The organism is Streptomyces sp. NBC_00236 (assembly GCF_036195045.1).
Classification (GTDB): Bacteria; Actinomycetota; Actinomycetes; order Streptomycetales; family Streptomycetaceae; genus Streptomyces.
On record NZ_CP108100.1, the window covers coordinates 6426652 to 6450636 of the forward strand.

Annotated in this window: 17 protein-coding genes; 13 read left to right on the top strand and 4 right to left on the bottom strand. The window is 71.1% G+C overall.

Annotated elements, in window-relative coordinates; all coding sequences use genetic code 11:
* Positions 1–231 precede the first annotated feature (231 nt).
* Positions 232–1677 carry a MocR-like transcription factor YczR gene (gene yczR, locus OG446_RS28795; protein ID WP_328896732.1) on the bottom strand — a complete coding sequence of 482 codons (1446 nt, stop codon included), beginning with the start codon at positions 1675–1677 and terminating at the stop codon, positions 232–234.
* Positions 1678–1804: 127 nt separating this feature from the next.
* On the opposite strand from yczR, the gene yczE reads away from it, so the two are divergent.
* The 7 genes from yczE to hflX all read left to right on the top strand — a co-directional run bounded on the left by yczE (position 1805) and on the right by hflX (position 10824).
* Positions 1805–2545, top strand: coding sequence for a membrane protein YczE (gene yczE / locus OG446_RS28800; protein ID WP_328896733.1), 741 nt, complete (start codon positions 1805–1807; stop codon positions 2543–2545).
* A 114-nt stretch (positions 2546–2659) separates the two neighbouring features.
* Complete coding sequence (locus OG446_RS28805) at positions 2660–3103, top strand: VOC family protein (RefSeq protein WP_328896734.1); 444 nt, start codon at positions 2660–2662, stop codon at positions 3101–3103.
* Positions 3104–3746: 643 nt separating this feature from the next.
* Complete coding sequence (locus OG446_RS28810) at positions 3747–4187, top strand: hypothetical protein (RefSeq protein ID WP_328896735.1); 441 nt, start codon at positions 3747–3749, stop codon at positions 4185–4187.
* Positions 4188–4262: 75 nt separating this feature from the next.
* Positions 4263–5135 carry a diaminopimelate epimerase gene (gene dapF, locus OG446_RS28815; RefSeq protein ID WP_328896736.1) on the top strand — a complete coding sequence of 291 codons (873 nt, stop codon included), beginning with the start codon at positions 4263–4265 and terminating at the stop codon, positions 5133–5135.
* A 232-nt stretch (positions 5136–5367) separates the two neighbouring features.
* Entirely contained in the window at positions 5368–7539 is a 2172-nt protein-coding gene (locus OG446_RS28820; protein WP_328896737.1) for a RelA/SpoT family protein, read from the top strand.
* A 167-nt stretch (positions 7540–7706) separates the two neighbouring features.
* The gene (locus OG446_RS28825; RefSeq protein ID WP_328896738.1) at positions 7707–9170 is read left to right on the top strand and encodes a M1 family metallopeptidase; all 1464 of its coding nucleotides are present in this window, start codon (positions 7707–7709) and stop codon (positions 9168–9170) included.
* A gap of 133 nt (positions 9171–9303) precedes the next feature.
* The gene (gene hflX / locus OG446_RS28830; RefSeq protein ID WP_328896739.1) at positions 9304–10824 is read left to right on the top strand and encodes a GTPase HflX; all 1521 of its coding nucleotides are present in this window, start codon (positions 9304–9306) and stop codon (positions 10822–10824) included.
* Positions 10825–10896: 72 nt separating this feature from the next.
* On the opposite strand, the gene OG446_RS28835 is transcribed toward hflX, so the two are convergent.
* Complete coding sequence (locus OG446_RS28835) at positions 10897–12069, bottom strand: trypsin-like serine peptidase (protein WP_328896740.1); 1173 nt, start codon at positions 12067–12069, stop codon at positions 10897–10899.
* A gap of 277 nt (positions 12070–12346) precedes the next feature.
* The gene (locus tag OG446_RS28840) at positions 12347–13576 is read right to left on the bottom strand and encodes a trypsin-like serine peptidase (RefSeq protein ID WP_328896741.1); all 1230 of its coding nucleotides are present in this window, start codon (positions 13574–13576) and stop codon (positions 12347–12349) included.
* 361 nt (positions 13577–13937) lie between these two features.
* Between OG446_RS28840 and OG446_RS28845 the strand changes: the two genes are divergently transcribed.
* From OG446_RS28845 to OG446_RS28865, 5 genes are all read left to right on the top strand, one after another.
* Entirely contained in the window at positions 13938–15317 is a 1380-nt protein-coding gene (locus OG446_RS28845; protein ID WP_328896742.1) for a diaminobutyrate--2-oxoglutarate transaminase family protein, read from the top strand.
* Positions 15318–15346: 29 nt separating this feature from the next.
* Positions 15347–17239 carry an IucA/IucC family protein gene (locus OG446_RS28850; protein WP_328896743.1) on the top strand — a complete coding sequence of 631 codons (1893 nt, stop codon included), beginning with the start codon at positions 15347–15349 and terminating at the stop codon, positions 17237–17239.
* Between the two features lie 76 nt (positions 17240–17315).
* Positions 17316–18023 carry a GNAT family N-acetyltransferase gene (locus OG446_RS28855; protein WP_328896744.1) on the top strand — a complete coding sequence of 236 codons (708 nt, stop codon included), beginning with the start codon at positions 17316–17318 and terminating at the stop codon, positions 18021–18023.
* A 60-nt stretch (positions 18024–18083) separates the two neighbouring features.
* Positions 18084–19991 carry an IucA/IucC family protein gene (locus OG446_RS28860; RefSeq protein ID WP_328896745.1) on the top strand — a complete coding sequence of 636 codons (1908 nt, stop codon included), beginning with the start codon at positions 18084–18086 and terminating at the stop codon, positions 19989–19991.
* Positions 19992–20041: 50 nt separating this feature from the next.
* Positions 20042–22012, top strand: a complete 1971-nt coding sequence (locus OG446_RS28865; protein WP_328896746.1) for an ATP-dependent DNA helicase — start codon at positions 20042–20044, stop codon at positions 22010–22012.
* Between the two features lie 83 nt (positions 22013–22095).
* On the opposite strand, the gene lexA is transcribed toward OG446_RS28865, so the two are convergent.
* Positions 22096–22890: a transcriptional repressor LexA gene (gene lexA / locus OG446_RS28870; protein WP_219573501.1), complete on the bottom strand. Its 795-nt coding sequence runs from the start codon at positions 22888–22890 to the stop codon at positions 22096–22098.
* A 577-nt stretch (positions 22891–23467) separates the two neighbouring features.
* Here lexA and nrdR point away from each other — a divergent pair.
* Positions 23468–23980, top strand: coding sequence for a transcriptional regulator NrdR (nrdR, locus tag OG446_RS28875; RefSeq protein WP_148021323.1), 513 nt, complete (start codon positions 23468–23470; stop codon positions 23978–23980).
* Positions 23981–23985 lie beyond the last annotated feature (5 nt).

Consider the following 23985-nt stretch of genomic DNA (forward strand, 5'->3'; position numbering starts at 1 on the left):
ACCTCATCCTGGGTCAGTGCGTTCTCAGCGATCCGACGCTCCTGCTGTCCTATGCCTCGGACACCGCGGAGGCCGGCGCGCCCCGCGAACTGACCCTGGAGGTGTTCACCACGTCCGACACGACCGATTCAACTCCGTACGCCGGGCTGCACGAGGGCCGCACTCGGCTGCACGTCCTGCCCGCAGGTCCCTGACGGCGTTCCGGGGTACTCGTGCCGGTACAGGCGGGCTTCAGACGATCCAATGCGGCTGGTGTGTGCTCGCGGCGGGCGGCAGCCCGGACGCCGCAGCCATCCGCTGCACCGCGTCGCGGAGGACATCGGGCGGCATCGCGTAGGGGATGCGCAGGCGGTTCTCGAAGATGCCCGGTGCTGCCGCGAAACAGCCACCGCCCTCGATCCGGACGCCGAAGCCGAGCGAGCGCTCGGCCAGCCATGCCGCCGCGGGCTCACCCAGGTCGGCCCAGAGGGACAGGCCGCCGGGCGGCTGGTTCCACTGCCAGTGGGGGAAGTGCTTCGTGAGCGCTTCGGACAGGGCCGCGCGCTGCCCGCGGATGCGTGCCAAGTGCGCCGGGAGCCAGTCCGGGGCGGCATGCAGAAGGGTGTCGGCCACCAGTTGGTCGATCACCGAGCCGCCCAGGTCGTTGGCGATCCGCTGCCCGGCGAGCTCCGTCACCAGGTTCGCCGTCGCGCGCAGCCAGCCGATGCGCAGCCCACCCCAGTGGCTCTTGCTCATCGAACCGAGGACGATGACCTTTCCCGTGTCGCCCGGGGCGGCGAACGAGGCGAAGGGCGCCGGCGGCGACACGTCGAGTGCCAGGTCGGTCAGCGTCTCGTCGACGATGAGCCAGCTGTCCGCGCGTCTGGCTGCGGCGAGCACCCGGACCCGTTCGTCGTCGGGCATCAGGAGACCGGTCGGATTGTGGAAGTCCGGGATGAGGAAGGCTAGTTGGGGTACGGCGTGGCGGAAGGCCGACTCGACGGCGTCCATGTTCCACCCCTGGTCCGATACCGGGACCGTCAGCGTGCGCAGGTGGGCGCGCCGCATGGCTTCCAGGGCGATCGGGTAGGACGGGTTCTCGACCAGGATCCGGTCCCCGGGGGCGGTCAGCAGGCCGAGCACCAGCGAGAGCGCGTGCTGGGCTCCGGAGGTCACCAGGATCTGCTCGGGCCGGGTGGGCAGACCGCGCTGGGTGAACCTCTCGGCGATCGTGACTCGGAGCTGCGGCTGTCCGTAGGGGTTGTAGCCCGTCATGCGGTCCTCGTGGGCAAGCTGGCCGGCGACGCGGGACAGGGCGTCCTCCAGTACCTCACGGGGCAGCGCCGGGGCCGCGCGCGCGAGATCGATCGTTGTGTCCGGGGCCGGTATGGTCTGCAACACCCGTGTGGGTGCCGCGTCCTTGGGCAGCGCCGTCCAGGTGCCGGAGCCCTGCCGACTGTGTGCGTATCCCGTCGCGCGAAGACGGTCGTAGGTCGCGGTGACGGTCGGCCTGCTCACACCCAGCGCCGTTGCCAGTTCCCGTTCGGCGGGGAGCCGGACGTGCAGCGCCACCTGGCCGTCGAGGATGAGCCGGCTGATGGCCTCGGCGAGGTGCCGGTAGAGGGGGCGAAGCCCGTCCAGGTTCGGCAGGAGCGAGGCCAACTGCCGCCCACGGACCGTCTGTACCACGTCTCGCATTGCGCAACCTCGGTGAAGTGTGAAGCAAGCAAGCCAATCCAGTGGAATTGGCCATGTTAATTGTGGCCACCAGTCTACAGAATCGCTCAAGTGGCAAGGTGGACGCTAGCTTCTGGGAGTGGCCGTGATGGCGAGGGTGAATATCGGGAAGATCTCTCAGAGGCGTTCGGGTCGCGCGGACAGCCCCACCCCGCCCGTCCTGACCTGTCTGCCCGTCGGCGAGCGCCCGATCCGCCGACTCGCCCAGCTCCTCGGCGGACTGGTGCTGTACGGGCTCAGCATGTCCGTGCTGGTGCGCGCCGCGCTGGGGGTGAACCCCTGGAGTGTCCTCTATGAGGGACTGCAGCATCAGACGTCGCTCAGTTTCGGCACCATCAGCGCGGTTGTCGGCCTGCTGGTGCTGCTCGGGTGGATCCCGCTGCGCCAGAAGCCGACCCTCGGCACCGTCGCCAACATCGCCGTACTCGCCGTGGCCTCGGATCTCGGTCTCGCGCTGATTCCGGCCGTCACGACCCTGGCCGGGCAGATGATGCTGCTGCTCCTCGGGATCGCGCTCAACGGATTCGCCGTCGCCGTGTACGTCGGGGCGCGGTTCGGCCCCGGCCCCCGTGATGGTCTGATGACGGGGCTCTCCCACCGGACGGGAGGGTCCGTACGGCTGGTCCGTACTCTGCTGGAGGTCACTGTCCTCCTCGTGGGCTGGGCCCTGGGCGGCAGGGCAGGGGTGGGGACCCTGCTCTACGCACTGCTCGTCGGGCCGATCACCCAGTTCTTCCTTCCCCGGTTCGCCTACCGGGGACGCCGCGCGGCGCAGGCGGCCGAGGTACACACCGTCGGCGCGGCGGAGAAACTCGAGCGCGCGGTGTGATCTCCGGGCCGACGCAGCGGAGCAGATGACGGGCCGCCGGCCCCGGACCGGGGCCGGACGTTGCCGAGCGTCGGAGCGTGTCGCTCGATTCGTCGTTCCGTAGGCTCGGTCGCCATGGAGACAACGGCGTCCTTCCCTCATCACCTCGGGGTGTTCGCTTCGGGCTTCGAGGCCGGCGAGCGGTTCTGTACCTCTGCGCCGGGAGCTCCGGGGGTCGGTGTCGGGTTCCGGGCCGACGGCGGTGCCGAGTACTGGAGCCCGGAGCGGGACACACCGTCGCTGTCCCTGGAACGCGCGGAGGACGCCGTCACCGAGGGGGTGCACATCGCGTTCACAGCGGTCAGCCGGGATGCGGCGGATGCCTTCCGCTCGGCTGCGGCAGCGGCCGGGGGTGCTTCCCGGCACGGGCCCCGCACGTGGGGCGGGTACCGCGCCCACTGTGCGTTCGTCAGCGACCCGGACGGCAACAACATCGAAGCCGTCCAGAAGGAGACTTCCCGGCGATCCGGAGCTGGTGTCCAGGATCACGTGGACCGGAGCGCCGTCGGGACGCGCTGACGGATGCTCTTTGAGCGCTGCCCAGGGCGGCGGTGGTCCCCCTTGCGGCGCCGGTCGAAAGAGGCGTAGGTGCGCATCCGGAACGCGCTCGCGGCTTTCGTGCGGCCGGTGAGACCGCGCCTGCGGGTGAACCGTGCCTCCGTACTCCTCGAAGGCCATCTCGCCGAGGGGCTCCCGCAGTTCGGCGATCGTCCTCGGAGTGGTCCTGCGGGACGCACAGAGTTCGGTCAGGCGCTCGATGGCGGCGTCCTGGGTGGGGAAGCCGCATCCTCCGCCTGCATGCCCCGGGTGTTGCGGAAGCGGATCGTGGGGAGGTGCGGGCAGCTCTACGGGCGGCGGCACTCGCCGGGCTCGAAGAAGCCGCCCCTACCCCGCGCAAGCGTGTTCGACATGATTGAGAAGGTTCCTTCTTCGGCTGCTCGCGACCGGTCAATCGGGGCGCTGACCTGGGGCTATTGCTGACCCCTTGCTGACTCGCCGACCAGCAGCAGGCGCCTGACCTGCGTAAACCCTGGAGCAGGGCTATAACAGCCTGATCACGTGATGGCATCGGGAAGCCCTGCCCGTCATTTCGGCGACCTGCGGCGTGCCATCATCGAGCATCGATCGACCAGTGGAGTCCGAGTTGGGAGGGCGCGTGGCGATGGAGGCCGGCCCTCGCGACACAGAACAAGACGCACCGGACGCGCAGCACGAGGCAGGGCGGCTGAGCCCCGACGGGCCCGATGAGCTCGCTGTGACCCCCGAGGTCGAGGTGGAGCTGCGTCCCGCCCGCCGGATGCGTATCTGGCAGCTTGCGCCGATCGTCATGCTGGCCGCGCTGGGATCGCTGATGTTCGCCTTCCCGCTCGCCTTCGAGGTGGGCGACGGCGGCCCGGTGGTCGCCATGCTGGGGCTTCTCATCAGCTGCTGCGCCGCCGGCTGGGGCATGATGGCCGCCCGCCGCGTCGGGCACACCTGGCCGGGACTGCCGTCCCGGGGTTCCGGGGAGCGGGCCGACTGGCGGGTGGTCGCGCTGTACGTGGCGGTGTGCGCCGTACTGGTCGCGCTGGCCGTCTGGCGCGTCGCCCGGCTGCGGGGCTGAGGGAGCGGACCGGCGCCTCTGCCGTCCGGCGGGCCGGTTCGCCGCGCTGTCGGTGCGGGCTCGTACAGTTGTCCTGTGACCATCTCGCAGATCGCCTTCCTCAAGGGCCACGGCACCGAGAACGACTTCGTGATCGTTCCCGATCCGGACAACGCCATCGACCTGCCGGCGTCCCTCGTCGCCGGGTTGTGCGACCGTCGCGCCGGTATCGGCGGTGACGGCATGCTGCACGTCGTGCGGTCCGCCGCCCACCCCGAGGCGCAGGCCATGGCGGACGAGGCCGAGTGGTTCATGGACTACCGCAACGCGGACGGCTCGGTCGCCGAGATGTGCGGCAACGGCGTGCGGGTCTTCGCCCGCTACCTGCAGCACGTCGGCGCTGTGGAGGAGGGCGACCTCGCGGTGGCCACCCGCGGCGGAGTGAAGAAGGTGCACCTCGCCAAGAACGGCGACGTCACGGTCTCGATGGGCCGCGCCCTGCTCCCCGGCGACGGGGTCACCGTCACCGTCGGCGGCCGCAGCTGGGACACCCGCAACGTGAACATGGGCAATCCGCACGCCATCGCGTTCGTCGACGACCTGGCGCACGCCGGCGACCTGTTCAGTGAGCCGGCGTTCGCGCCCGCCGCCGTCTACCCCGACGGGGTCAACATCGAGTTCGTCGTGGACCGCGGCCCCCGGCACGTCGCGATGCGGGTTCACGAGCGCGGCTCGGGCGAGACCCGCTCCTGCGGCACCGGCGCCTGCGCCGTGGCCGTCGCCGCGGCCCGGCGGGACGCGGCGGACCCCGCGGAGACCGGGGTCCCGGTCACGTACACCGTCGATCTGCCGGGCGGCACCCTGGTGATCACCGAGCACCCGGACGGTGAGATCGAGATGACCGGAGCGGCCGTGATCGTTGCCGAGGGCGTGATCGACCCGGCGTGGCTGGAAACGCTGAACGGATAGCCCTCGAAACGCTGGGCGGACGGTGCTCGGCACACTGAAGGGACTGCGCTCGAAGCGCTGAGCCGACAAAGATCGAAACGCTGAGCGAACAGAGCTTCGCTCGAATGGGTGATCCGTTTCACGCTGGGCGAGAGCCGGACTCCGCCACGTGGTGGGGTCGGTAGCATCAAGCACCGGCCCGGAAGCGCGACCGCGCCTCCCCACCGCCGGTCGACGTTGCCGGAGGTGCCCCATGAGCGCAGAGGCCACCAACCCAGGTGCTCCCATCCGCAGGCGGGGCCGTCCCCGGATCGATCTCCGCAGGCTCGGCCGGGTCGCCCTGCTCGGCCCGGTCTCCCGGGACCGCCTTCCGGACGCGATCGGGCATGTCGCCGAGGCGCACCGGGCCCACCACCCCGACGCCGACCTCTCCGTCCTGCACCGGGCCTACGTCCTCGCGGAGAGCTCGCACCGCGGGCAGATGCGCAAGAGCGGTGAGCCGTACATCACGCACCCGCTCGCGGTCACGCTCATCCTCGCCGAGCTCGGCGCCGAGACCACCACCCTGACGGCGTCCCTCCTCCACGACACGGTCGAGGACACCGAGGTGACCCTCGACCAGGTGCGGGAGCAGTTCGGCGAGGAGGTCTGTTACCTCGTCGACGGTGTGACCAAGCTGGAGAAGGTCGACTACGGCGCCGCCGCCGAGCCGGAGACGTTCCGCAAGATGCTCGTCGCCACCGGCGACGACGTCCGGGTGATGTCGATCAAGCTCGCCGACCGGCTGCACAACATGCGCACGCTCGGCGTGATGCGCCCCGAGAAACAGGCCAGGATCGCCCACGTCACCCGTGACGTCCTGATCCCCCTCGCCGAACGGCTCGGCGTGCAGGCGCTCAAGACCGAGCTGGAGGACCTCGTCTTCGCCATCCTCCATCCCGAGGAGTACGCGCACACCCGCGCCGTGATCTCCGCCGCAGCCGCCGCGACCTCGACGGCGGACCCGCTCACCGCCATCGCGGACAACGTGGCCTCGGTGCTGCGGGAGGCCGGCATCACCGCCGAAGTGGCCGTCCGGCCACGCCACTTCGTCTCCGTGCACCGCGTCCGGATCAAACGCGGTGAGCTGCGCGGCAGCGACTTCGGACGCCTGCTGGTGCTCGTGGGCGAGGACGCCGACTGCTATGCCGTCCTCGGCGAGCTCCACACCTGCTTCACCCCGGTGATCTCCGAGTTCAAGGACTTCATCGCCTCACCCAAGTTCAACCTGTACCAGTCGCTCCACACCGCGGTGGTGGGCCCGGACGGCGAGGTCGCCGAAGTCCTCATCCGTACCCACCGCATGCACAAGGTCGCCGAGGCCGGCGTCATCGCGCTCGGCAATCCGTACGCCGCGGACGGCACGGCCCCGGGCGCCGAACCCGCCGACGGCACGGCACCCGGCGCCGAACCCGGCGACGGCGAACGGGCCGACCCGACCCGCCCCGGCTGGCTCTCCCGGCTGCTCCAGTGGCAGCAGTCCGCACCCGACCCCGACACGTTCTGGACCACCCTGCGTGCCGACCTCGCCCAGGACCGTGAGATCACCGTCTTCCGCACCGACGGCGGCACGCTCGGCCTGCCCGCAGGGGCCACCTGCGTGGACGCCGCCTACGCGCAGTACGGGGACGCCGCCCACAACTGCATCGGCGCCCGGGTGAACGGCCGGCTGGCCACCCTCAGCACCGTGCTCGGCGACGGGGACACGGTCCAGCCGCTCCTCGCCGAGGACGCCGCGTCCGGGCCCTCGCCCGACTGGCTCGACCACGCCCGGACGCCCACCGCCCGCATCGCCATCACCGGCTGGCTCGACGCCCACCCCCAGGACGCGGAGACCGCCGCCGCAAGCCCGGCCGACGCCACCGGGCCCGGTCCGCAGCCGGAACGGTCCGCCCGGCCCGCACGGTCCGGATCCGCCGGAACGGCCGGCCGCAAGGTGAGCGCCGTGGTCGAGCAGCCCGACACCACGGTGCGCCTCGCCGGCTGCTGCACCCCTGTACCTCCCGACGAGGTCACCGGCTTCACGGTGCGCGGCGGCGCCGTCACCGTGCACCGGCTGGAGTGTCCGGTCGTGACCAGGATGGAGGCCGTCGGCCGGGTGCCGGTCGTCGTGAGCTGGGGCGACGCGGCCGAATGCCGGGTGACCCTGGTCGCGGAGTCCTTCGGACGGCCCCGGCTCCTCGCCGACCTCACCGAGGCGATTGCCGGCGCGGACGCCGCGGTCATCTCCGCCACCGTCGAGCCCCCCAGTGAACAGCGCGTTCGCCACACCTACACCCTGCATCTCCCCGACGCCGCAGGACTGCCCGCGCTGATGCGCGCCATGCGTGACGTACCGGGGGTGTACGACGTGAGCCGCGCCCAGCACCCGGCCGCCGCACTCTGACGGACCGCCCCGCTCGGCTCCGTGGCTCCGGCCCATGGTCCTGTCCGCCCCGTGTCCCTGATCGGCGGCCCTGTCGGCCCGCGCACTTCCGCCACGGCGGATCTCGTTCGGGTGGCGCGGTGCGCGCCGTCCCGGTAGGGCGGGTGCGGCGCTGGTAGCCGTAGTCCATGCCGTTCCTCTCCCGCCGTCTGCGGGCCGCCCTGCTGGCCACCGCATCGGCCACCCTCGTCGCCGCCACCCTGCCCGCACCGGTGCCCCTCGGCATCGGGGACCCGCTCTTCCCGCACCTCGGAAACCCCGGATACGACGTACTGGCCTACGACATCGGCCTCGGTTACCGGGGCCGCAACACCGACCCCCTCGACGCCGTCACCACGATCGACGCGCGGACGACCGAGCCGCTGGACCGGATCAACCTCGACTTCACCCGCGGAACCGTTCGCTCCGTCGACGTCAACGGGCTGCGCGCGGACTTCGCGTCCGAGGACGAGGACCTGATCATCGAGGTGCCGGGCCACCTCCCGGCAGGCGTGCCGCTGCGCATCACCGTCCGCCACACCAGCGATCCCTCGGGCGAGCGGGACAGCGGGGGCTGGGTGCGGACCGCCGACGGGCTCGCCATGGCCAACCAGGCCGACGCCGGGCACCGGGTCTTCCCGAGCAACGACCACCCTGCGGACAAGGCGTACTTCACCTTCCGTGTCACCGCCCCGCAGGAACTCACCGTGGTGGCCAACGGCGAGCGGACGGGGCGGTTCCGGCACGGCGACCGCACCACCTGGACCTACCGCACCGATCACCCCATGGCCACCGAACTGGCGCAGGTCAGCATCGGCCGGTCCACCGTCGTCGAGCGCACCGGCCCGCACGGGCTGCCCGTGCGCGATGTCGTACCGGCCGCCGACAGGGAGAGGCTGGAACCCTGGCTGAGGAAGACGCCCGGCCAGCTGGAATGGATGGAACGGCAGGTCGGCCGCTACCCGTTCGAGAACTACGGCGTGCTGGTCGCCGACACGGAGACCGGGTTCGAGCTGGAGACCCAGACGCTCTCCCTCTTCGAGCGCCGCCTGTTCACCGACGGCGGCTACCCCGAGTGGTACGTCGACTCGGTCATGGTCCACGAGCTGGCCCACCAGTGGTTCGGCGACAGCGTCTCCCCACGGACCTGGTCCGATCTCTGGCTCAACGAGGGGCACGCCAGCTGGTACGAGGCGCGCTATGCCGAGGAGCACGCCGGCAAGCCGCTGGAGCGCCGGATGCGCGACGCCTACACCCGCTCGGACGGCTGGCGTGCCCAGGGCGGTCCGCCGGCCCGCCCCGCCGCGCCGGCGCCCGGCGAGAAGATCAGCCTGTTCCGGCCGGTGATGTACGACGGAAGCGCGCTGGTCCTGTACGCCCTCCGCCAGGAGATCGGCGAAGGCACATTCGACCGGCTGGAGCGGCTCTGGGTGAGGAAGCACCGCGACTCCAACGCCGACACGGCCGACTTCACCGGCCTGGCGTCCCGGGTGGCCGGACGCGACCTGACGTCCTTCTTCGACGGCTGGCTGCACGGGAAGAAGACACCGCCCATGCCGGGGCACCCGGACTGGACGAGTGAGACACCCGCGAGGAGCGGTAAACCCGCGTGACGGGCCGGGCCCGCCGTGCCACTATCGACGAGTCCCCGCAGCGGCCGGACCGGAGAAACCCCCCTGCGGGAATCTTCCCGGGAGGTCACGCGTTGTGACTGATGTATCCCACTCCTCTCGACGTAAGGATCCAATGACCTCCTCTTCTTCCCTTCCCCAGGACGCGCAGGACGCGCAGAGTGCCACGGAGAACGTCACCGAGAGCCTCACCGAAAGCCTTCGGGCCGACGCCCTGATGGAAGAGGACGTCGCCTGGAGCCACGAGATCGACGGAGCGCGGGACGGCGACCAGCTGGACCGCTCCGACCGCGCCGCACTGCGGCGCGTGGCGGGCCTCTCCACCGAACTCGAGGACGTCACCGAGGTCGAATACCGGCAGCTGCGCCTGGAGCGCGTGGTGCTCGTCGGTGTCTGGACCTCGGGCACGGTGCACGATGCGGAGATTTCCCTCGCAGAGCTGGCGGCCCTGGCCGAGACGGCCGGAGCCCAGGTGCTCGACGCCGTCTTCCAGCGGCGTGACAAGCCCGACCCGGCCACCTACATCGGTTCCGGCAAGGCGCTCGAACTGCGCGACATCGTCCTCGAAACCGGGGCCGACACCGTCGTCTGCGACGGTGAGCTCAGCCCCGGCCAGCTCATCCACCTGGAAGACGTCGTCAAGGTCAAGGTGGTCGACCGGACCGCTCTGATCCTCGACATCTTCGCCCAGCACGCCAAGTCCCGTGAGGGCAAGGCGCAGGTCTCGCTGGCACAGATGCAGTACATGCTGCCGCGCCTGCGCGGCTGGGGCCAGTCGCTCTCCCGTCAGATGGGCGGCGGCGGTTCCAGCGGCGGTGGCGGCATGGCCACCCGTGGCCCCGGTGAGACCAAGATCGAGACGGACCGGCGCCGGATCCGCGAGAAGATGGCGAAGATGCGCCGGGAGATCGCGGAGATGAAGACCGGCCGCGAGATCAAGCGGCAGGAACGCAAGCGCAACAAGGTGCCTTCGGTCGCCATCGCGGGCTACACCAACGCGGGCAAGTCCTCGCTGCTCAACCGGCTGACCGGCGCGGGTGTGCTGGTGGAGAACGCACTGTTCGCCACCCTCGACCCGACCGTGCGCCGGGCGGAGACGCCGAGCGGACGGGTCTACACCCTCGCCGACACCGTCGGGTTCGTACGGCACCTGCCGCACCACCTCGTCGAGGCGTTCCGCTCCACCATGGAGGAGGTCGGCGAGTCCGATCTCATCCTGCACGTGGTGGACGGCTCGCACCCGGTGCCGGAGGAGCAGCTCGCCGCGGTCCGCGAGGTGATCCGTGAGGTGGGCGCGGTCGACGTGCCCGAGATCGTGGTGATCAACAAGGCGGACGCGGCAGATCCGCTGGTTCTCCAGCGGCTGCTGCGCAACGAGAAGCACGCGATCGCGGTGTCGGCACGGACCGGCGCCGGTATCGACGAGCTGCTCGCTCTCATCGACAGCGAGCTGCCGAGGCCCTCGGTCGAGATCGAGGCACTCGTGCCGTACACCCAGGGCGGACTCGTCTCCCGGGTGCACGCCGAGGGTGAGGTGATCTCCGAGGAGCACACGTCGGAGGGCACCCTGCTCAAGGCGCGGGTGCACGAGGAGCTCGCTTCGGACCTCGCCGCGTTCGTACCCGCGGTGAGCTGAGCACGGCGCTCACGGCGGAGGGCCCGCACCCCATGGGTGCGGGCCCTCCGCCGTTTCCGGGCGCGGGTGCCGCTACCGGGCTCCGAACTTGTCGCTCATCATCGTGAAGATCTGCTGGGCGCCCTCGCCGAGGCGGGGTCCGGCGAGCCAGCCCGCGGTCACCGGTCCGATGGACGTGTTGGAGACCAGGGCCAGTTCGCCGTCGCTCGTCTCGCTGAACCAGCCGCCACCGGACGAGCCGCCGGTCATCGTGCAGCCGATGCGGTACATCGTGGGGGTGGCGGGGCTGAGGGAGAGCCGGCCGGGGCGGTCGACGCACTTGTGCATGATCAGACCGTCGTACGGCGGGGCGGCGGGGTAACCCCAGGCCCCCATCGCGCTGATCTGCGCGACCTGAGGGGCGTCGAAGTCGACCGGCAGCGCGTTGCCCACGGTCTCCTCCAGGGACTTGGTGCCCCGCTCGGGCTTCACATGCAGGACCGCGTAGTCGTACGGGGCGCCCTCGCCGCCCGTGGGGCCGCCGTCGGCCAGCCACTCGCCCGAGGTGCTGGCCCAGTCCGCCCAGTAGGCACCGTACGGGGCGATCTCCTGCGGCTGCGCGTTCTTCAGCGAAGCGGCGTCCTTGCCCTGGTCGTTGTAGGCGGGCACGAAGACGATGTTGCGGTACCAGCCGCCCTTCGCACCGGCGTGGACGCAGTGACCGGCCGTCCACACCAGGTTGGACCTGCCGGGGTTCTTCGGGTCCTTGACGACCGTGCCCGAGCAGACCATGGAGCCCTCGGGGGAGTCGAAGAACACCTTGCCGACCGGGGCAGCGTAGTCGTGGTAGGGCGTCTTCTCGCGCTCGGCCGTGACCGGCGCCGGCTCCGCGTCGCTGACGCCCTGGTCACCGGAGAGGTCCCCCGCGGACATCGTCTTGGCCGGGTCCTTCGCCGTCTTCATCCGGTCGGGCTTCCACAGCCCGTCGATGACCGGGTTGACGAAGTCCTTGGCCTCGTGCAGCCACTTGTCCTTGTCCCAGTTCTTCCAGTCGCCGCCCTTCCACTTGTCCAGGTCGACACCGTGCTTCTTCAGGGTGTCGGCCAGATCGGCGGATATGCCGCCGCCGGAGTCCTTGCCGTCGGCGGACGCGGTGGTCGCCGGCTTGTCGGCAGCGGCGTCCTCGCTCGGACCGCAGGCCGTCGCCGTCAGCGCGAGTGCGGCGACCAGACCGGTCGCGCTCAGCAGCGGACGTATGAATCGCATGGAAAGATTCCCCCTGAAACCTTCGAAAATGGCATGAGCGTGTCATGCCGCACGCCGGACTGGCCGGCTGCCGGTGATGTGCGGGGACCACCCTATGACGGCCCGGACGGCCGCCCCTGCCACCGGAGGGCCGTACGGGACCGGGGCCCGGACCCCACGAAGCGGATCAGGGGCCTCCGGCGCGAGATGTCCCGCCGAAGACCCCTGTCGGGTCGTCATCCGCCCCGGAGCGCGAAAGGCGATCCGCCCCGGAGCGAAAGGCGATCCGTACCCGTCCTTACTGTCCCGCGTACTTCTTGCTGACCGAGTCGTAGACGCCCTTGGCTTCCTTGCCCAGGCGCGGACCGGCGAGCCAGCCGGCCGACACCGGGCCGATGGAGGTGTTCGAGACCAGTGCGGGCTTGCCGTCCTGCCCCGCCGCGACCCAGCCGCCACCGGAGGAACCACCGGTCATCGAGCAGCCGATGCGGTACATCGTCGGGTCGTCCTTGGTGAGCGACAGCCGGCCCGGCTTGTCCTCGCACTGGTAGAGCTTCTGGCCGTCGTACGGCGGAGCGGCCGGGAAGCCGGTGGCCGTCATCTCGGCGATCTTGGGCACCGCCGGGGCGTTGAACTCGACCGGCAGCGCCGAACCGACCGTCTCCTCCAGGGACTTGCCCGTAGAACCCTTCTCCGGCGTCACGTGCAGCACGGCGAAGTCGTACGGGGCACCCAGGCCGCCGACCGAAGCGCCCTGGTCGATCCACTGCTCGGAGGTCTGCGCCCACGAGCCCCACCACACGCCGTACGGGGCGACCTTCTCCTTGGGCGGGTTGTTCCGCAGCTCGTCGGTCGACAACCCGCTGTTGTTGTACGACGGCACGAAGGCGATGTTGCGGTACCAGCCGCCCTTCTTGCCCGCGTGCACACAGTGTCCCGCGGTCCACACCATGTTGGACTTCCCGGGGTGCGCCGGGTCCTTCACCACGGTCGCCGAGCAGACCATCGAACCCTCGGGGCCGTCGAAGAACAGCTTCCCGGACTCGGCGGCGTTGTCGTGGAAGGGCGTCTGCACGCCAACGGCGCGGACCGGGGCGGGCGTCGGGTCCGTCACACCCGCGTCGCCCGAGATGTCGTTCTCGACCGGCTGCTCGGGGGCCTTGTCGGCGTCCCGCATCCGGTCCGGGTCCCAGAGGTCCTCGATGATGGGGTTGATGTAGTCCTTGGCCTCACGCAGCCACTTGTCCTTGTCCCAGTTCTTCCAGTCGCCGCCCTTCCACTGGTCGAGGTCGATCCCGTGCTCCTTGAGCCGGTCCTTCAGATCATCCGGAATGGTGATCTTGCCGTCCGACGTCTGGCCCGCGGAACTGCTGCTCGGCTCGGTGCTCGCGTCGTCCTCGCCGGGCCCGCAGGCCGTCGCGGTGAGGGCGAGGACGGCGGTGACCGCCGCCGTCGCGAGCACGGTGGAGGGGGCGCGGCGAGCGCTTCCCCCGCGGCGTGCGGTGGTTCCTGGTCGAATGAGTCGCATCTCGTGATCCCCCTGGGACTTCGTAACCCAACGCTTCTGTACTGCACTTCCGCACTGCCCGACGCCCACGGGCCGGCTCCACCGGACGACGGTCCGGGTGCCTTTCCGGGCAGGCCACGGCGCCCAGGAGCCTGTCCCGGGGCCACGGCACGGTCCCCCACTATGCCGGTGCGGCCGTGGACGGCATGCGGCAGGGCCCCGGTTGGGGTCCGCAAGGATCTTCGGATTTACCCGTGATCCGCCGCGCCCGGCGTCGTTGGTACGTACGGGGGACACGGAGACAGCGTTCACCCCCGCAGTCCGTCCTTGCGGAATCGTGCTGACGTGCAACGCAACTGTTACAGCGGGAGGATCAACAGCCGTGGCCGTGACCGAACCAGCTCCGGCACCACCACTCGCGCCGCACGAGGGCATCCTGCGCCGTCAGTCGCTGCGTGAATCGGCCGCCCGTACCTATGCGCGCTCACTGCCGATCGTGCCGGTACGGGCACGGGGGCTCACCATCGAGGGAGCGGACGGGCGGCGGTATCTCGACTGCCTGTCCGGAGCGGGGACCCTGGCCCTCGGGCACAACCACCCGGTCGTCCTGGAGGCGATCAAGAAGGTCCTCGACTCCGGTGCGCCCCTGCACGTGCTCGATCTGGCCACGCCGGTCAAGGACGCCTTCACCACGGAGCTCTTCGCCACGCTGCCGCGGGAGTTCGCCGACAACGCCCGCATCCAGTTCTGCGGACCGGCCGGGACCGACGCGGTCGAGGCGGCTTTCACCCTGGTCCGTGCCGCCACCGGCCGCAGCGGCCTGCTCGCCTTCACCGGTGCGTACCACGGCATGACGGCGGGTGCCCTCGCGGCGTCCGGCGGCGCCGAGGACGTACGGGTGACCCGGCTCCCGTTCCCGCAGGATTACCGCTGCCCCTTCGGCACCGGAGGCGAACACGGCGCGGAAATCGCCGCACGGTGGACCGAGAGCGTGCTCGACGACCCCAAGAGCGGAACACCCGCACCGGCCGGCATGATCCTCGAACCCGTCCAGGGCGAGGGCGGGGTGAACCCGGCCCCCGACGCCTGGATGCGCCGGATGCGGGCGGTCACCGCGGCCCGGTCCATCCCCCTGATCGCCGACGAGGTCCAGACCGGCGTCGGCCGGACCGGAGCCTTCTGGGGCGTCGAGCACAGCGGCATCGTGCCCGACGTGATGGTGCTGTCCAAGGCCATCGGGGGCTCCCTGCCGCTCGCCGTGATCGTCTACCGCTCCGAACTCGACACCTGGCAGCCGGGCGCGCACGCCGGTACCTTCCGCGGCAATCAGCTCGCCATGGCCGCCGGCACCGCCACCCTCGCGTACGTGCGGGAGAACCGGCTCGCCGATCGGGCCGCCGACCTCGGTGCCCGGATGCTCGCGAGCCTGCGGGCCCTGGCCCCCCACCACCCCTGCATCGGCGACGTCCGCGGGCGGGGCCTGATGATCGGCGTGGAACTCGTCGACCCCGAGGCCGCCCCGGTGGGGTCGGGCGGCGAGGCACCGCCGGATCCCGTGCTCGCCACGGCCGTCCAGCAGGAGTGTCTGCGCCGTGGGCTCATCGTCGAGCTCGGCGGCCGTCACTCCACCGTCGTACGCCTGCTCCCGCCCCTCACGCTCACCGACGAACAGGCGACAGCGGTCGTCGACCGCCTCGCCGACGCCCTGGCAGCCGCCGAACGCTCATCGCATCGACGGACCGCGACCGCGTCGATCCGCTGACCCCGGAAACCATCACAGGAAAGACCGCCGTGAACCCCACCCCCGCGCCCGAGGCCGACGGCCCTCCCTCCAGCCACCACCGGGGAGAGGCCGGGACCTCCGGCCACCTCGCCGTCGAGACGTCGACCGTGCCGCGCCAGAAGGAGGTACCGCACGGTCAGTGGCAGAGCCACCGGACGGCGGCCGGCTGCACCGCGCCGGCCACGGACCCCCTGGACCACCCGGACCCGCTGCGCGCAGCCGATGCGGCGGGCATCGAGAACCTGCTCCGCTGCTGGGTCCGCGAATGCGACCTGCCCCGCCCGGAGGAGGAGACACTCCGCATCCCGCTCCCCGCCAGCGGCACCGCTCTGCTCGTCCCCGTCCGGCACTGGTCCGCCACCGGCTGGCACCGCTTCGGCCCGCCCCTCCTGGAACACGCCCCCGAAGGCGCGCCCACCGCCGACGCCGTCACCGTCGCCGCACTCCTGGGCAGGGAGGCGGACCACAACGAGGGCGCCGACATGGTGGCCAGGGTGGCCGACTCGGTACGGCGGACCGCCGGATTCATCGAGGTGCAGCGGCGCCGCCCCACCGCCCCCGCCGAAGCGGACCTCTTCCTCACCGCGGAGCAGTCCCTTCTCCTCGGCCACCCGCTCCACCCCTCGCCGAAGAGCCGGGAAGGCCTCTCCGACTCCGAGTCCCGCCTCTACTCACCCGAGGCGCACGGCTCCTTCGCGCTCCACTGGATGGCCGTCGACCGGTCCGTCCTGGCCACCGACTCGGCGTGGACCGACCACGGCCGGCCGGTCCCCGCCGCGGAACTCGTGGCCCGCCACGCCGACGGCCTGCGCATCCCCGCGCACACCACGCCGATCCCGCTCCACCCCTGGCAGGCCCGCGAACTGGCGATGCGGCCCGAAGTCGCCGCCCTCGCCGACTCCGGCCTGCTGCACGACCTCGGCCCGTACGGCGAGCGCTGGCACCCCACCTCCTCGGTGCGCACCGTGCAACGGCCCGGCGTCGACCTCATGCTGAAACTCTCCCTCGGCGTACGCATCACCAACTCCCGCCGGGAGAACCTCCGCAAGGAACTCCACCGCGGCGTGGAGGTCCACCGGCTGCTGCGCACCGGACTCGCCCGGCAGTGGCACGCCGTCCACCCCGGATTCGACATCGTCCGGGACCCCGCCTGGCTCGCGGTCGACACCCCCGAGGGCGAACCCGTTCCCGGCCTCGACGTCATGCTGCGCCACAACCCGTTCGACCGGTACGACGACGCCGTCTGCATCGCCGGGCTCACCGCCCCGCGCCCCTGGCCGGACCGGCCGGAGATGCGCTCCCGCCTCGCCGACATCGTCCGCCGCCTCGCCGCCGCCACCGGCCGGACCACGACCGCCGTCGCCGCCGAGTGGTTCCTGCGCTACCTGGACCGCGTCGTGCAGCCGGTCCTCTGGCTCGACGGCAACGCCGGAGTCGCCCTCGAAGCACACCAGCAGAACACCCTGGTCCTCCTCGACGCCGAGGGCTGGCCGGTCGGCGGCCGCTACCGCGACAATCAGGGCTACTACTTCCGTGAGTCCCACCGCGCCGTGCTCGACCGCAGGCTCCCCGGCATCGGAGCGGTCAGCGACACCTTCGTCTCCGACGCCGTCACCGACGAACGCTTCGCGTACTACCTCGGCATCAACAACGTGTTCGGACTGATCGGGGCGTTCGGCGCCCAGCAGCTCGCCGACGAACGGGTGCTCCTTGCCGCCTTCCGGCGGTTCCTGGGAACGGCCGGCGCACTGGGATCCCCACTGCCCGCACAACTGCTGGAGACCCCCCGCCTGCGCTGCAAGGCCAATATGCTCACGCGCCTCCGGGGCCTCGACGAACTCGTCGGACCCGTGGACACCCAGTCCGTCTACGTCACCATCGCCAACCCCCTGTGCGGCTGAGGGAACCACTCCGTCCCCGCCGGGACGCCGACCATCGAGAGACGGACGCCAACCGTCGAGAGAGGAGAGCGTCACCGTGCCTCCTGCCGATGCGCCCACCGACCCCCAGGCCGGGCCGGGCGCCGAGGACACCCTGGACCTGCGGCTCACCGCCGAACTGCTGGCGCTCCTGGGCGAGGAGACCCCCGCGGACGGGTACGGACCGCAGGACTCCGGTCTGCTCGACCGGCCGGCCGAGTGGAAGCCCGTCACCACTCCGGCCGGCGTGTTCCAGCTCGTCCCCGTGCGACTGGAACGCGACCTCGCGGTGATCAGCCGCTGGATGAACGACCCCGCCGTCGCGGCCTTCTGGGAACTCGCCGGAGCCGAGACCGTCACCGCCGGGCATCTGATGCCCCAACTCGACGGCGACGGACGCAGCGTGCCCTGTCTGGGGGTGCTCTCGGGTGTCCCCATGAGCTACTGGGAGATCTACCGGGCCGACCTCGACCCCCTGGCCCGGCACTGCCCGATCCGGCCGCACGACACCGGGATCCACCTCCTCATCGGCGAGGTGGGCCGGCGGGGCCATGGGATCGGGAGCACCCTGCTGCGGGCCGTCGCCGACCTTGTGCTCGACAACCGCCCACGGTGCGCACGCGTGGTCGCCGAGCCCGACGTCCGCAACACCCCGTCCGTCTCCGCCTTCCTGAGTGCCGGATTCCGCTACTCCGCCGAGGTCGAACTCCCGGAGAAGCGGGCCGCGCTGATGGTCCGCGACCGAGCCCACCGCGCCCAGCTGTGAACGATCCGCTGCCCTGTCCCCGCCGCTCGAACCCCGTCGGTTCCCACCCGAGGAGTCCCCGTGCAGAAATATCCCGCGAGCCGTGACGCAGTCCCTTCGCCCGCGCTGCTCAGCACCCCGGAACTGAACCGTGCGGTCTGGGACCGGGCAGCCGCCCGGCTGCTCGCCAAGATGCTCGGCGAATTCGCCTACGAGGAGGTGGTCCGGCCCGTCCCACGATCCGCCGGAGGCGATACGTACACCCTCGTGCTCGACGACGGTGGCAGCCTGAGCTTCACCGCCCGGCGAGGGGTCTACGGCAGCTGGCGCGTCGCCCCCGACTCGATCCGGGAGGCGAGCAGCGAGGCGACGGAGGCCGACGCCGCCGCCGAGGCGGAGGGTGGGGCGGGAACCGGATCCGGGGCGCCGGGCCGGGACCAGGTCGCGGACAGTGTCCCCTTCGGGGATCCGCTGCTGTTCCTCGCCCGCGCCCGCCGTCTCCTCGATCTGGACGGTGCCACCCTCGGCCATCTCGTGCGCGAACTCACCACCACGCTCACCGCCGATGCCCGCCTCGACCACGGCGCACTCAGCGCCGCCGAGCTGGCCGACCTCGGTTACGCCGAGCTCGAAGGCCACCAGACCGGCCACCCCTGGATCGTCGCCAACAAGGGGCGGCTCGGCTTCTCCGCCAGCGACGCGGCCCGCTTCACTCCCGAGGCCCGCACACCGGTCACCCTGCCCTGGATCGCCGTCTCCTCCCGGATCGCCGCCTACCGGGGCGTGAGCGAGCTCGCCGATCCCGGCCGCCTCTACGCCCAGGAGCTGGACCCCGCGGTCCGCGAGTCGTTCTCCGCCGTCCTGCGCGGCCGCGGTCTCGACCCGGACGGCTACTACTGCCTGCCCGTTCACCCCTGGCAGTGGGACGAGTGGATCGTGCCCCTGTTCGCCCCCGCCATCGCCGCCGGCGACATCGTCCCGCTGCACGCCGACCCGGACCTGCGGCTGCCGCAGCAGTCCATCCGCACCTTCGCCAACCTGGACCGGCCCGACCGGCACACGGTCAAGCTCCCGCTGTCCATCCTCAACACACTGGTCTGGCGCGGCCTGCCGACCGAACGCACCCTCGCCGCGCCCGCCGTCACCGGCTGGGTGCAGGGGCTGCGCGACAACGATCCGTTCCTGCGCGACACCTGCGGTGTCATCCTCCTCGGCGAGGTCGCCTCCGTCACGGTCGAGCACCCGCTCTACGACCACCTCCCCGAGACGCCGTACCAGTTCAAGGAGATCCTCGGCGCGATCTGGCGCGAGCCGCTCCTGCCGCGCCTGGCACCCGGTGAGCGGGCCCGCACCCTCGCCTCCCTGCTGCACACCGACCCACAGGGCCGCGCCTTCACCGCCGAGCTGGTCGCCCGCTCAGGTCTGACACCCACCGTCTGGCTCACCCGGCTCTTCGCCGCGCTGCTCCCGCCGCTGCTGCACTTCCTGTACCGCTACGGCACCGTCTTCTCCCCGCACGGCGAGAACGCCATCGTCGTCTTCGACGACCACGACGTCCCGGTGCGCCTGGCGATCAAGGACTTCGTCGACGACGTGAACGTCAGCGCCCGGCCGCTGCCCGAGCACGACACGATGCCGCCCGACGTGCGCCGCGTCCTGCTCACCGAGGAACCGGCCTTCCTCACCCAGTTCATCCACTCCGGTCTCTTCACCGGAGTCTTCCGCTTCCTGTCCCCGCTCTGCGAGGAACAGCTCGGGATCCCGGAGAGCGTGTTCTGGTCACTCGTCCGGGCGGAGATCCTGCGCCACCAAGCCCGCTTCCCCGAGCTGAAGGAGAGGTTCGAGATGTTCGACATGCTGACGCCCCGCATCGAACGCCTCTGTCTGAACCGCAACCGCCTGCACCTCGACGGCTACCGCGACCGGCCGGAGCGCCCGCACGCGGCGGTCCACGGCACCGTGGCCAACCCGCTCCACCCCTCCACGTGAGTCCGGGAGTGACCGTCGTTGTCAGCGGCGCCCCGTAGGCTGGCCGGGCTATGACGAAGCCATCTCTCCCCGAGCTCCTGCACGCCGCCGTGACCGCCGTCGGCGGCACGGAGCGACCCGGCCAGGCCGCCATGGCCGATGCCGTCGCCGAGGCCGTAGACGACCAATCCCACCTGCTCGTCCAGGCGGGCACCGGCACGGGCAAATCGCTCGGCTATCTGGTGCCCGCCCTGGCGCACGGCGAGCGCGTCGTGGTGGCCACGGCGACGCTGGCCCTGCAGCGCCAGCTCGTGGAGCGCGATCTTCCGCGTACGGTCGACGCCCTGCATCCGCTGCTGCGCCGCCGCCCGCAGTTCGCCATGCTCAAGGGCCGGTCGAACTACCTCTGTCTGCACCGCCTCCACGAGGGCGTGCCGCAGGATGAGGAAGAAGGGCTCTTCGACCAGTTCGAGGCGGCGGCCCCGTCGAGCAAGCTCGGCCAGGACCTGCTGCGCATGCGCGACTGGGCGGACGAGACGGAGACGGGCGACCGGGACGACCTGACGCCCGGTGTCTCGGACCGGGCCTGGGCGCAGATCTCCGTCTCCTCCCGGGAGTGCCTGGGCGCCACCAAGTGTGCGTACGGGGCCGAGTGCTTCGCCGAGCAGGCCCGCGAGCGCGCCAAGCTCGCCGATGTGGTGGTGACGAACCACGCGCTTCTGGCCATCGACGCCATCGAGGGTGCCCCGGTGCTCCCGAGCCACGAGGTACTGATCGTCGACGAGGCCCATGAGCTGGTTTCCCGGGTCACGGGGGTCGCCACCGGCGAGCTCACCCCCGGCCAGGTCAACCGTGCGGTGCGCCGGGCGGCGAAGCTGGTCAACGAGAAGGCCGCCGACGCGCTGCAGACGGCTTCGGAGGGGTTCGAGCGGGTCATGGAGCTGGCCCTGCCCGGCCGGCTGGAGGAAGTGCCCGAGGACCTCGGATACGCGCTGATGGCGCTGCGGGACGCCGCTCGTACGGTGATCACCGCGCTCGGCTCCACCCGTGACAAGTCCGTCGCGGACGAGGACGCGGTCCGGAAGCAGGCGCTCGCCTCGGTCGAGACCATTCACGGTGTGGCCGAGCGCATTACGCAGGGCTCCGAGTACGACGTCGTCTGGTTCGAGCGCCACGACCGCTTCGGCGCCTCCGTGCGGGTCGCCCCGCTCTCCGTCTCCGGGCTGCTGCGCGAGAAGCTCTTCAACGAGCGCTCCGTGGTCCTGACCTCGGCCACCCTCAAGCTCGGCGGCGACTTCAACGGTGTGGGCGCGTCCCTCGGGCTCTCCCCGGAGGGCACCGCGGGCGATGACGTCCCGCAGTGGAAGGGCCTCGACGTCGGCTCGCCCTTCGACTACCCGAAGCAGGGGATCCTGTACGTCGCCCGGCATCTGGCGACCCCCGGCCGGGAGGGCTCCCGCACCGACATGCTGGACGAGCTCGCCGAGCTGGTGGAAGCCGCGGGCGGGCGCACACTCGGACTGTTCTCCTCGATGCGGGCGGCCCAGGCCGCTGCCGAGGAGCTGCGGGGCCGGCTGGAGAAGCCGATCCTGCTCCAGGGCGAGGAGACCCTGGGGGAGCTGATCAAGAACTTCGCGGCCGACCCCGAGACGTGCCTCTTCGGCACGCTCTCGCTCTGGCAGGGTGTCGACGTCCCCGGTGCGAGCTGTCAGCTGGTGGTCATGGACCGGATTCCGTTCCCTCGGCCCGACGATCCGTTGATGAGCGCCCGGCAGAAGGCCGTCGAGGAGGCGGGGGGCAACGGCTTCATGGCCGTGGCCGCCACCCACGCGGCGCTGCTGATGGCCCAGGGCGCCGGCCGTCTGGTCCGGGCCACGGGGGACAAGGGCGTCGTCGCCGTGCTCGACCCGCGCCTGGCCAATGCCAGGTACGGCAGCTATCTGCGCGCCTCGCTGCCCGACTTCTGGTACACGACGGACCCGAACCAGGCACGCCGCTCGCTCGCCGCGATCGACGCGGCGGCCAAGGCCGACATGAAGTAGCCCGCGCGGGCCGTGGAGACATGGCCAGGGCCCCTGGATCCGTACAGCGGATACCAGGGGCCCTCGCGGTTGACGACAGGGCTTCACACCCGCCGCAGCACCGCCACGACCTTGCCGAGGATCGTCGCCTCGTCGCCGGGAATCGGCTGGTACGCGGAGTTGTGCGGGAGCAGCCACACATGGCCGTCCTCGCGCTTGAAGCGCTTGACCGTGGCCTCGCCGTCCAGCATGGCGGCCACGATGTCGCCGTTCTCCGCCACGGGCTGACGTCGTACGGTGACCCAGTCCCCGTCGCAGATCGCCGCTTCGATCATCGAGTCACCGACGACCTTCAGTACGAAGAGCTCTCCGTCCCCGACCAGCTGGCGGGGGAGGGGGAACACGTCCTCCACCGATTCCTCGGCGAGGATCGGCCCACCGGCCGCGATCCGGCCGACCAACGGCACGTACGACGCCGCGGGCTTCCCGGTGGTGTCCGTGGGCTGTGTGCTGGGCTGGTCCGAGCCGCGCACCTCGTACGCCCGGGGGCGATGGGGGTCGCGGCGCAGGAAGCCCTTGCGCTCCAGGGCCATCAGCTGATGTGCGACGGAGGACGTGCTGGAAAGGCCCACCGCCTGACCGATCTCCCGCATCGACGGGGGGTAGCCCCGCCGTTGTACGGAGTCCCGGATGACTTCGATCACTCGCCGCTGCCGGTCCGTGAGCCCCGAGCTGTCCGCCCGGATTCCAGGAGGTCGTCCGGGCAGCGAGCGCGCTGGGCGCGCGGGCTCCGGCCCCTCCGTGTTCGTGACTGAGTCATTCATGGCATGCACCGGCTCGAGTCGGCTCTGGGAGCGGTCCTGGGCAGTGATGATGGCACTGTCTGCGGTGGTGGTCACGTCGGCCCCTCTCGAATGGTCTCCCTAGCTGGACAACGGTAGTAGCTTTCGAAAGGTTGCGCCAAACACACGTTCGAGTGAAAAACGAATAAAAGTGTGCCGAGTGTTCAGTGCCAGGTGTATGAGCGAAGCCGGGAGTGGCGTTGCGCCGTCGGGCCGGACGGTATTCCGCGCGTGCGGACGTTCCGGCAATTCGGACCATTACGCTACCGTCCGTGCCCGCGGCGTGAGCGCGCGGGGTAGCGGTCCCGGTCGTCCGGGGCGGGCGCGGGGGTGGCCGGACCGGTGCTCGAGCGGCCCCGGCGCCGTCGCCCCGCACTCGGTCGCGCCGAGCGCTTCCCGTACCCTCGTGGTCGGTCGTACGCTGCCTTCCGGTCACGTCGGACGCGCGACACGCGCCAGGGCCAAATGCGCGACCAAACCCAAGATCTAGTGGTTGGATTGCTACAGCCACCCAGAAGTTGTGGTCCCCGTCCATCGGGGGTGTGGTCATCGCCTATGCTTGAGATCGCTTCGAGGGCCCCTCACCGGGCCTGAAGAGGCTATTCAGTCGTGCTGTGAAGGAGGGTTGGGAGCCATGCACTGCCCCTTCTGCAGGCACCCCGACAGCCGGGTCGTCGACAGTCGCACCACCGACGACGGGACCTCGATCCGCCGGCGTCGCCAGTGCCCCGACTGCTCCCGCCGTTTCACGACGGTGGAGACCTGCTCGCTCATGGTGGTCAAGCGCAGCGGCGTCACCGAGCCCTTCAGCCGTACCAAGGTCATCTCCGGCGTGCGCAAGGCGTGCCAGGGGCGGCCGGTCACCGAGGACGCCCTCGCCAAACTCGGCCAGCGGGTCGAAGAGGCGGTGCGCGCCACCGGCAGCGCCGAGCTGACCACTCACGACGTGGGTCTGGCCATCCTCGGCCCCCTGCAGGAACTCGACCTCGTCGCGTACCTGCGGTTCGCGTCCGTCTACCGGGCGTTCGACAGCCTCGAAGACTTCGAGGCCGCCATCGTGGAACTCCGCGAGCGACGGCCTCCCGTACAAGGATGCGGGACCGGCGAGACCCTTGAGGTCCCCGTTCCCGCCGTCGCCGCCGACTGAGCGGC

Excerpts from the sequence above, each read along its gene's own strand:
- OG446_RS28825 (WP_328896738.1), top strand. The coding sequence starts at position 7,707 with ATGCCGTTCCTCTCCCGCCGTCTGCGGGCCGCCCTGCTGGCCACCGCA.
- OG446_RS28820 (WP_328896737.1), top strand. The coding sequence starts at position 5,368 with ATGAGCGCAGAGGCCACCAACCCAGGTGCTCCCATCCGCAGGCGGGGC.
- OG446_RS28835 (WP_328896740.1), bottom strand. The coding sequence starts at position 12,069 with ATGCGATTCATACGTCCGCTGCTGAGCGCGACCGGTCTGGTCGCCGCA.
- OG446_RS28805 (WP_328896734.1), top strand. The coding sequence starts at position 2,660 with ATGGAGACAACGGCGTCCTTCCCTCATCACCTCGGGGTGTTCGCTTCG.
- OG446_RS28810 (WP_328896735.1), top strand. The coding sequence starts at position 3,747 with ATGGAGGCCGGCCCTCGCGACACAGAACAAGACGCACCGGACGCGCAG.
- nrdR (WP_148021323.1), top strand. The coding sequence starts at position 23,468 with ATGCACTGCCCCTTCTGCAGGCACCCCGACAGCCGGGTCGTCGACAGT.
- OG446_RS28865 (WP_328896746.1), top strand. The coding sequence starts at position 20,042 with ATGACGAAGCCATCTCTCCCCGAGCTCCTGCACGCCGCCGTGACCGCC.
- hflX (WP_328896739.1), top strand. The coding sequence starts at position 9,304 with ATGACCTCCTCTTCTTCCCTTCCCCAGGACGCGCAGGACGCGCAGAGT.
- yczR (WP_328896732.1), bottom strand. The coding sequence starts at position 1,677 with ATGCGAGACGTGGTACAGACGGTCCGTGGGCGGCAGTTGGCCTCGCTC.
- yczE (WP_328896733.1), top strand. The coding sequence starts at position 1,805 with ATGGCGAGGGTGAATATCGGGAAGATCTCTCAGAGGCGTTCGGGTCGC.
- OG446_RS28840 (WP_328896741.1), bottom strand. The coding sequence starts at position 13,576 with ATGCGACTCATTCGACCAGGAACCACCGCACGCCGCGGGGGAAGCGCT.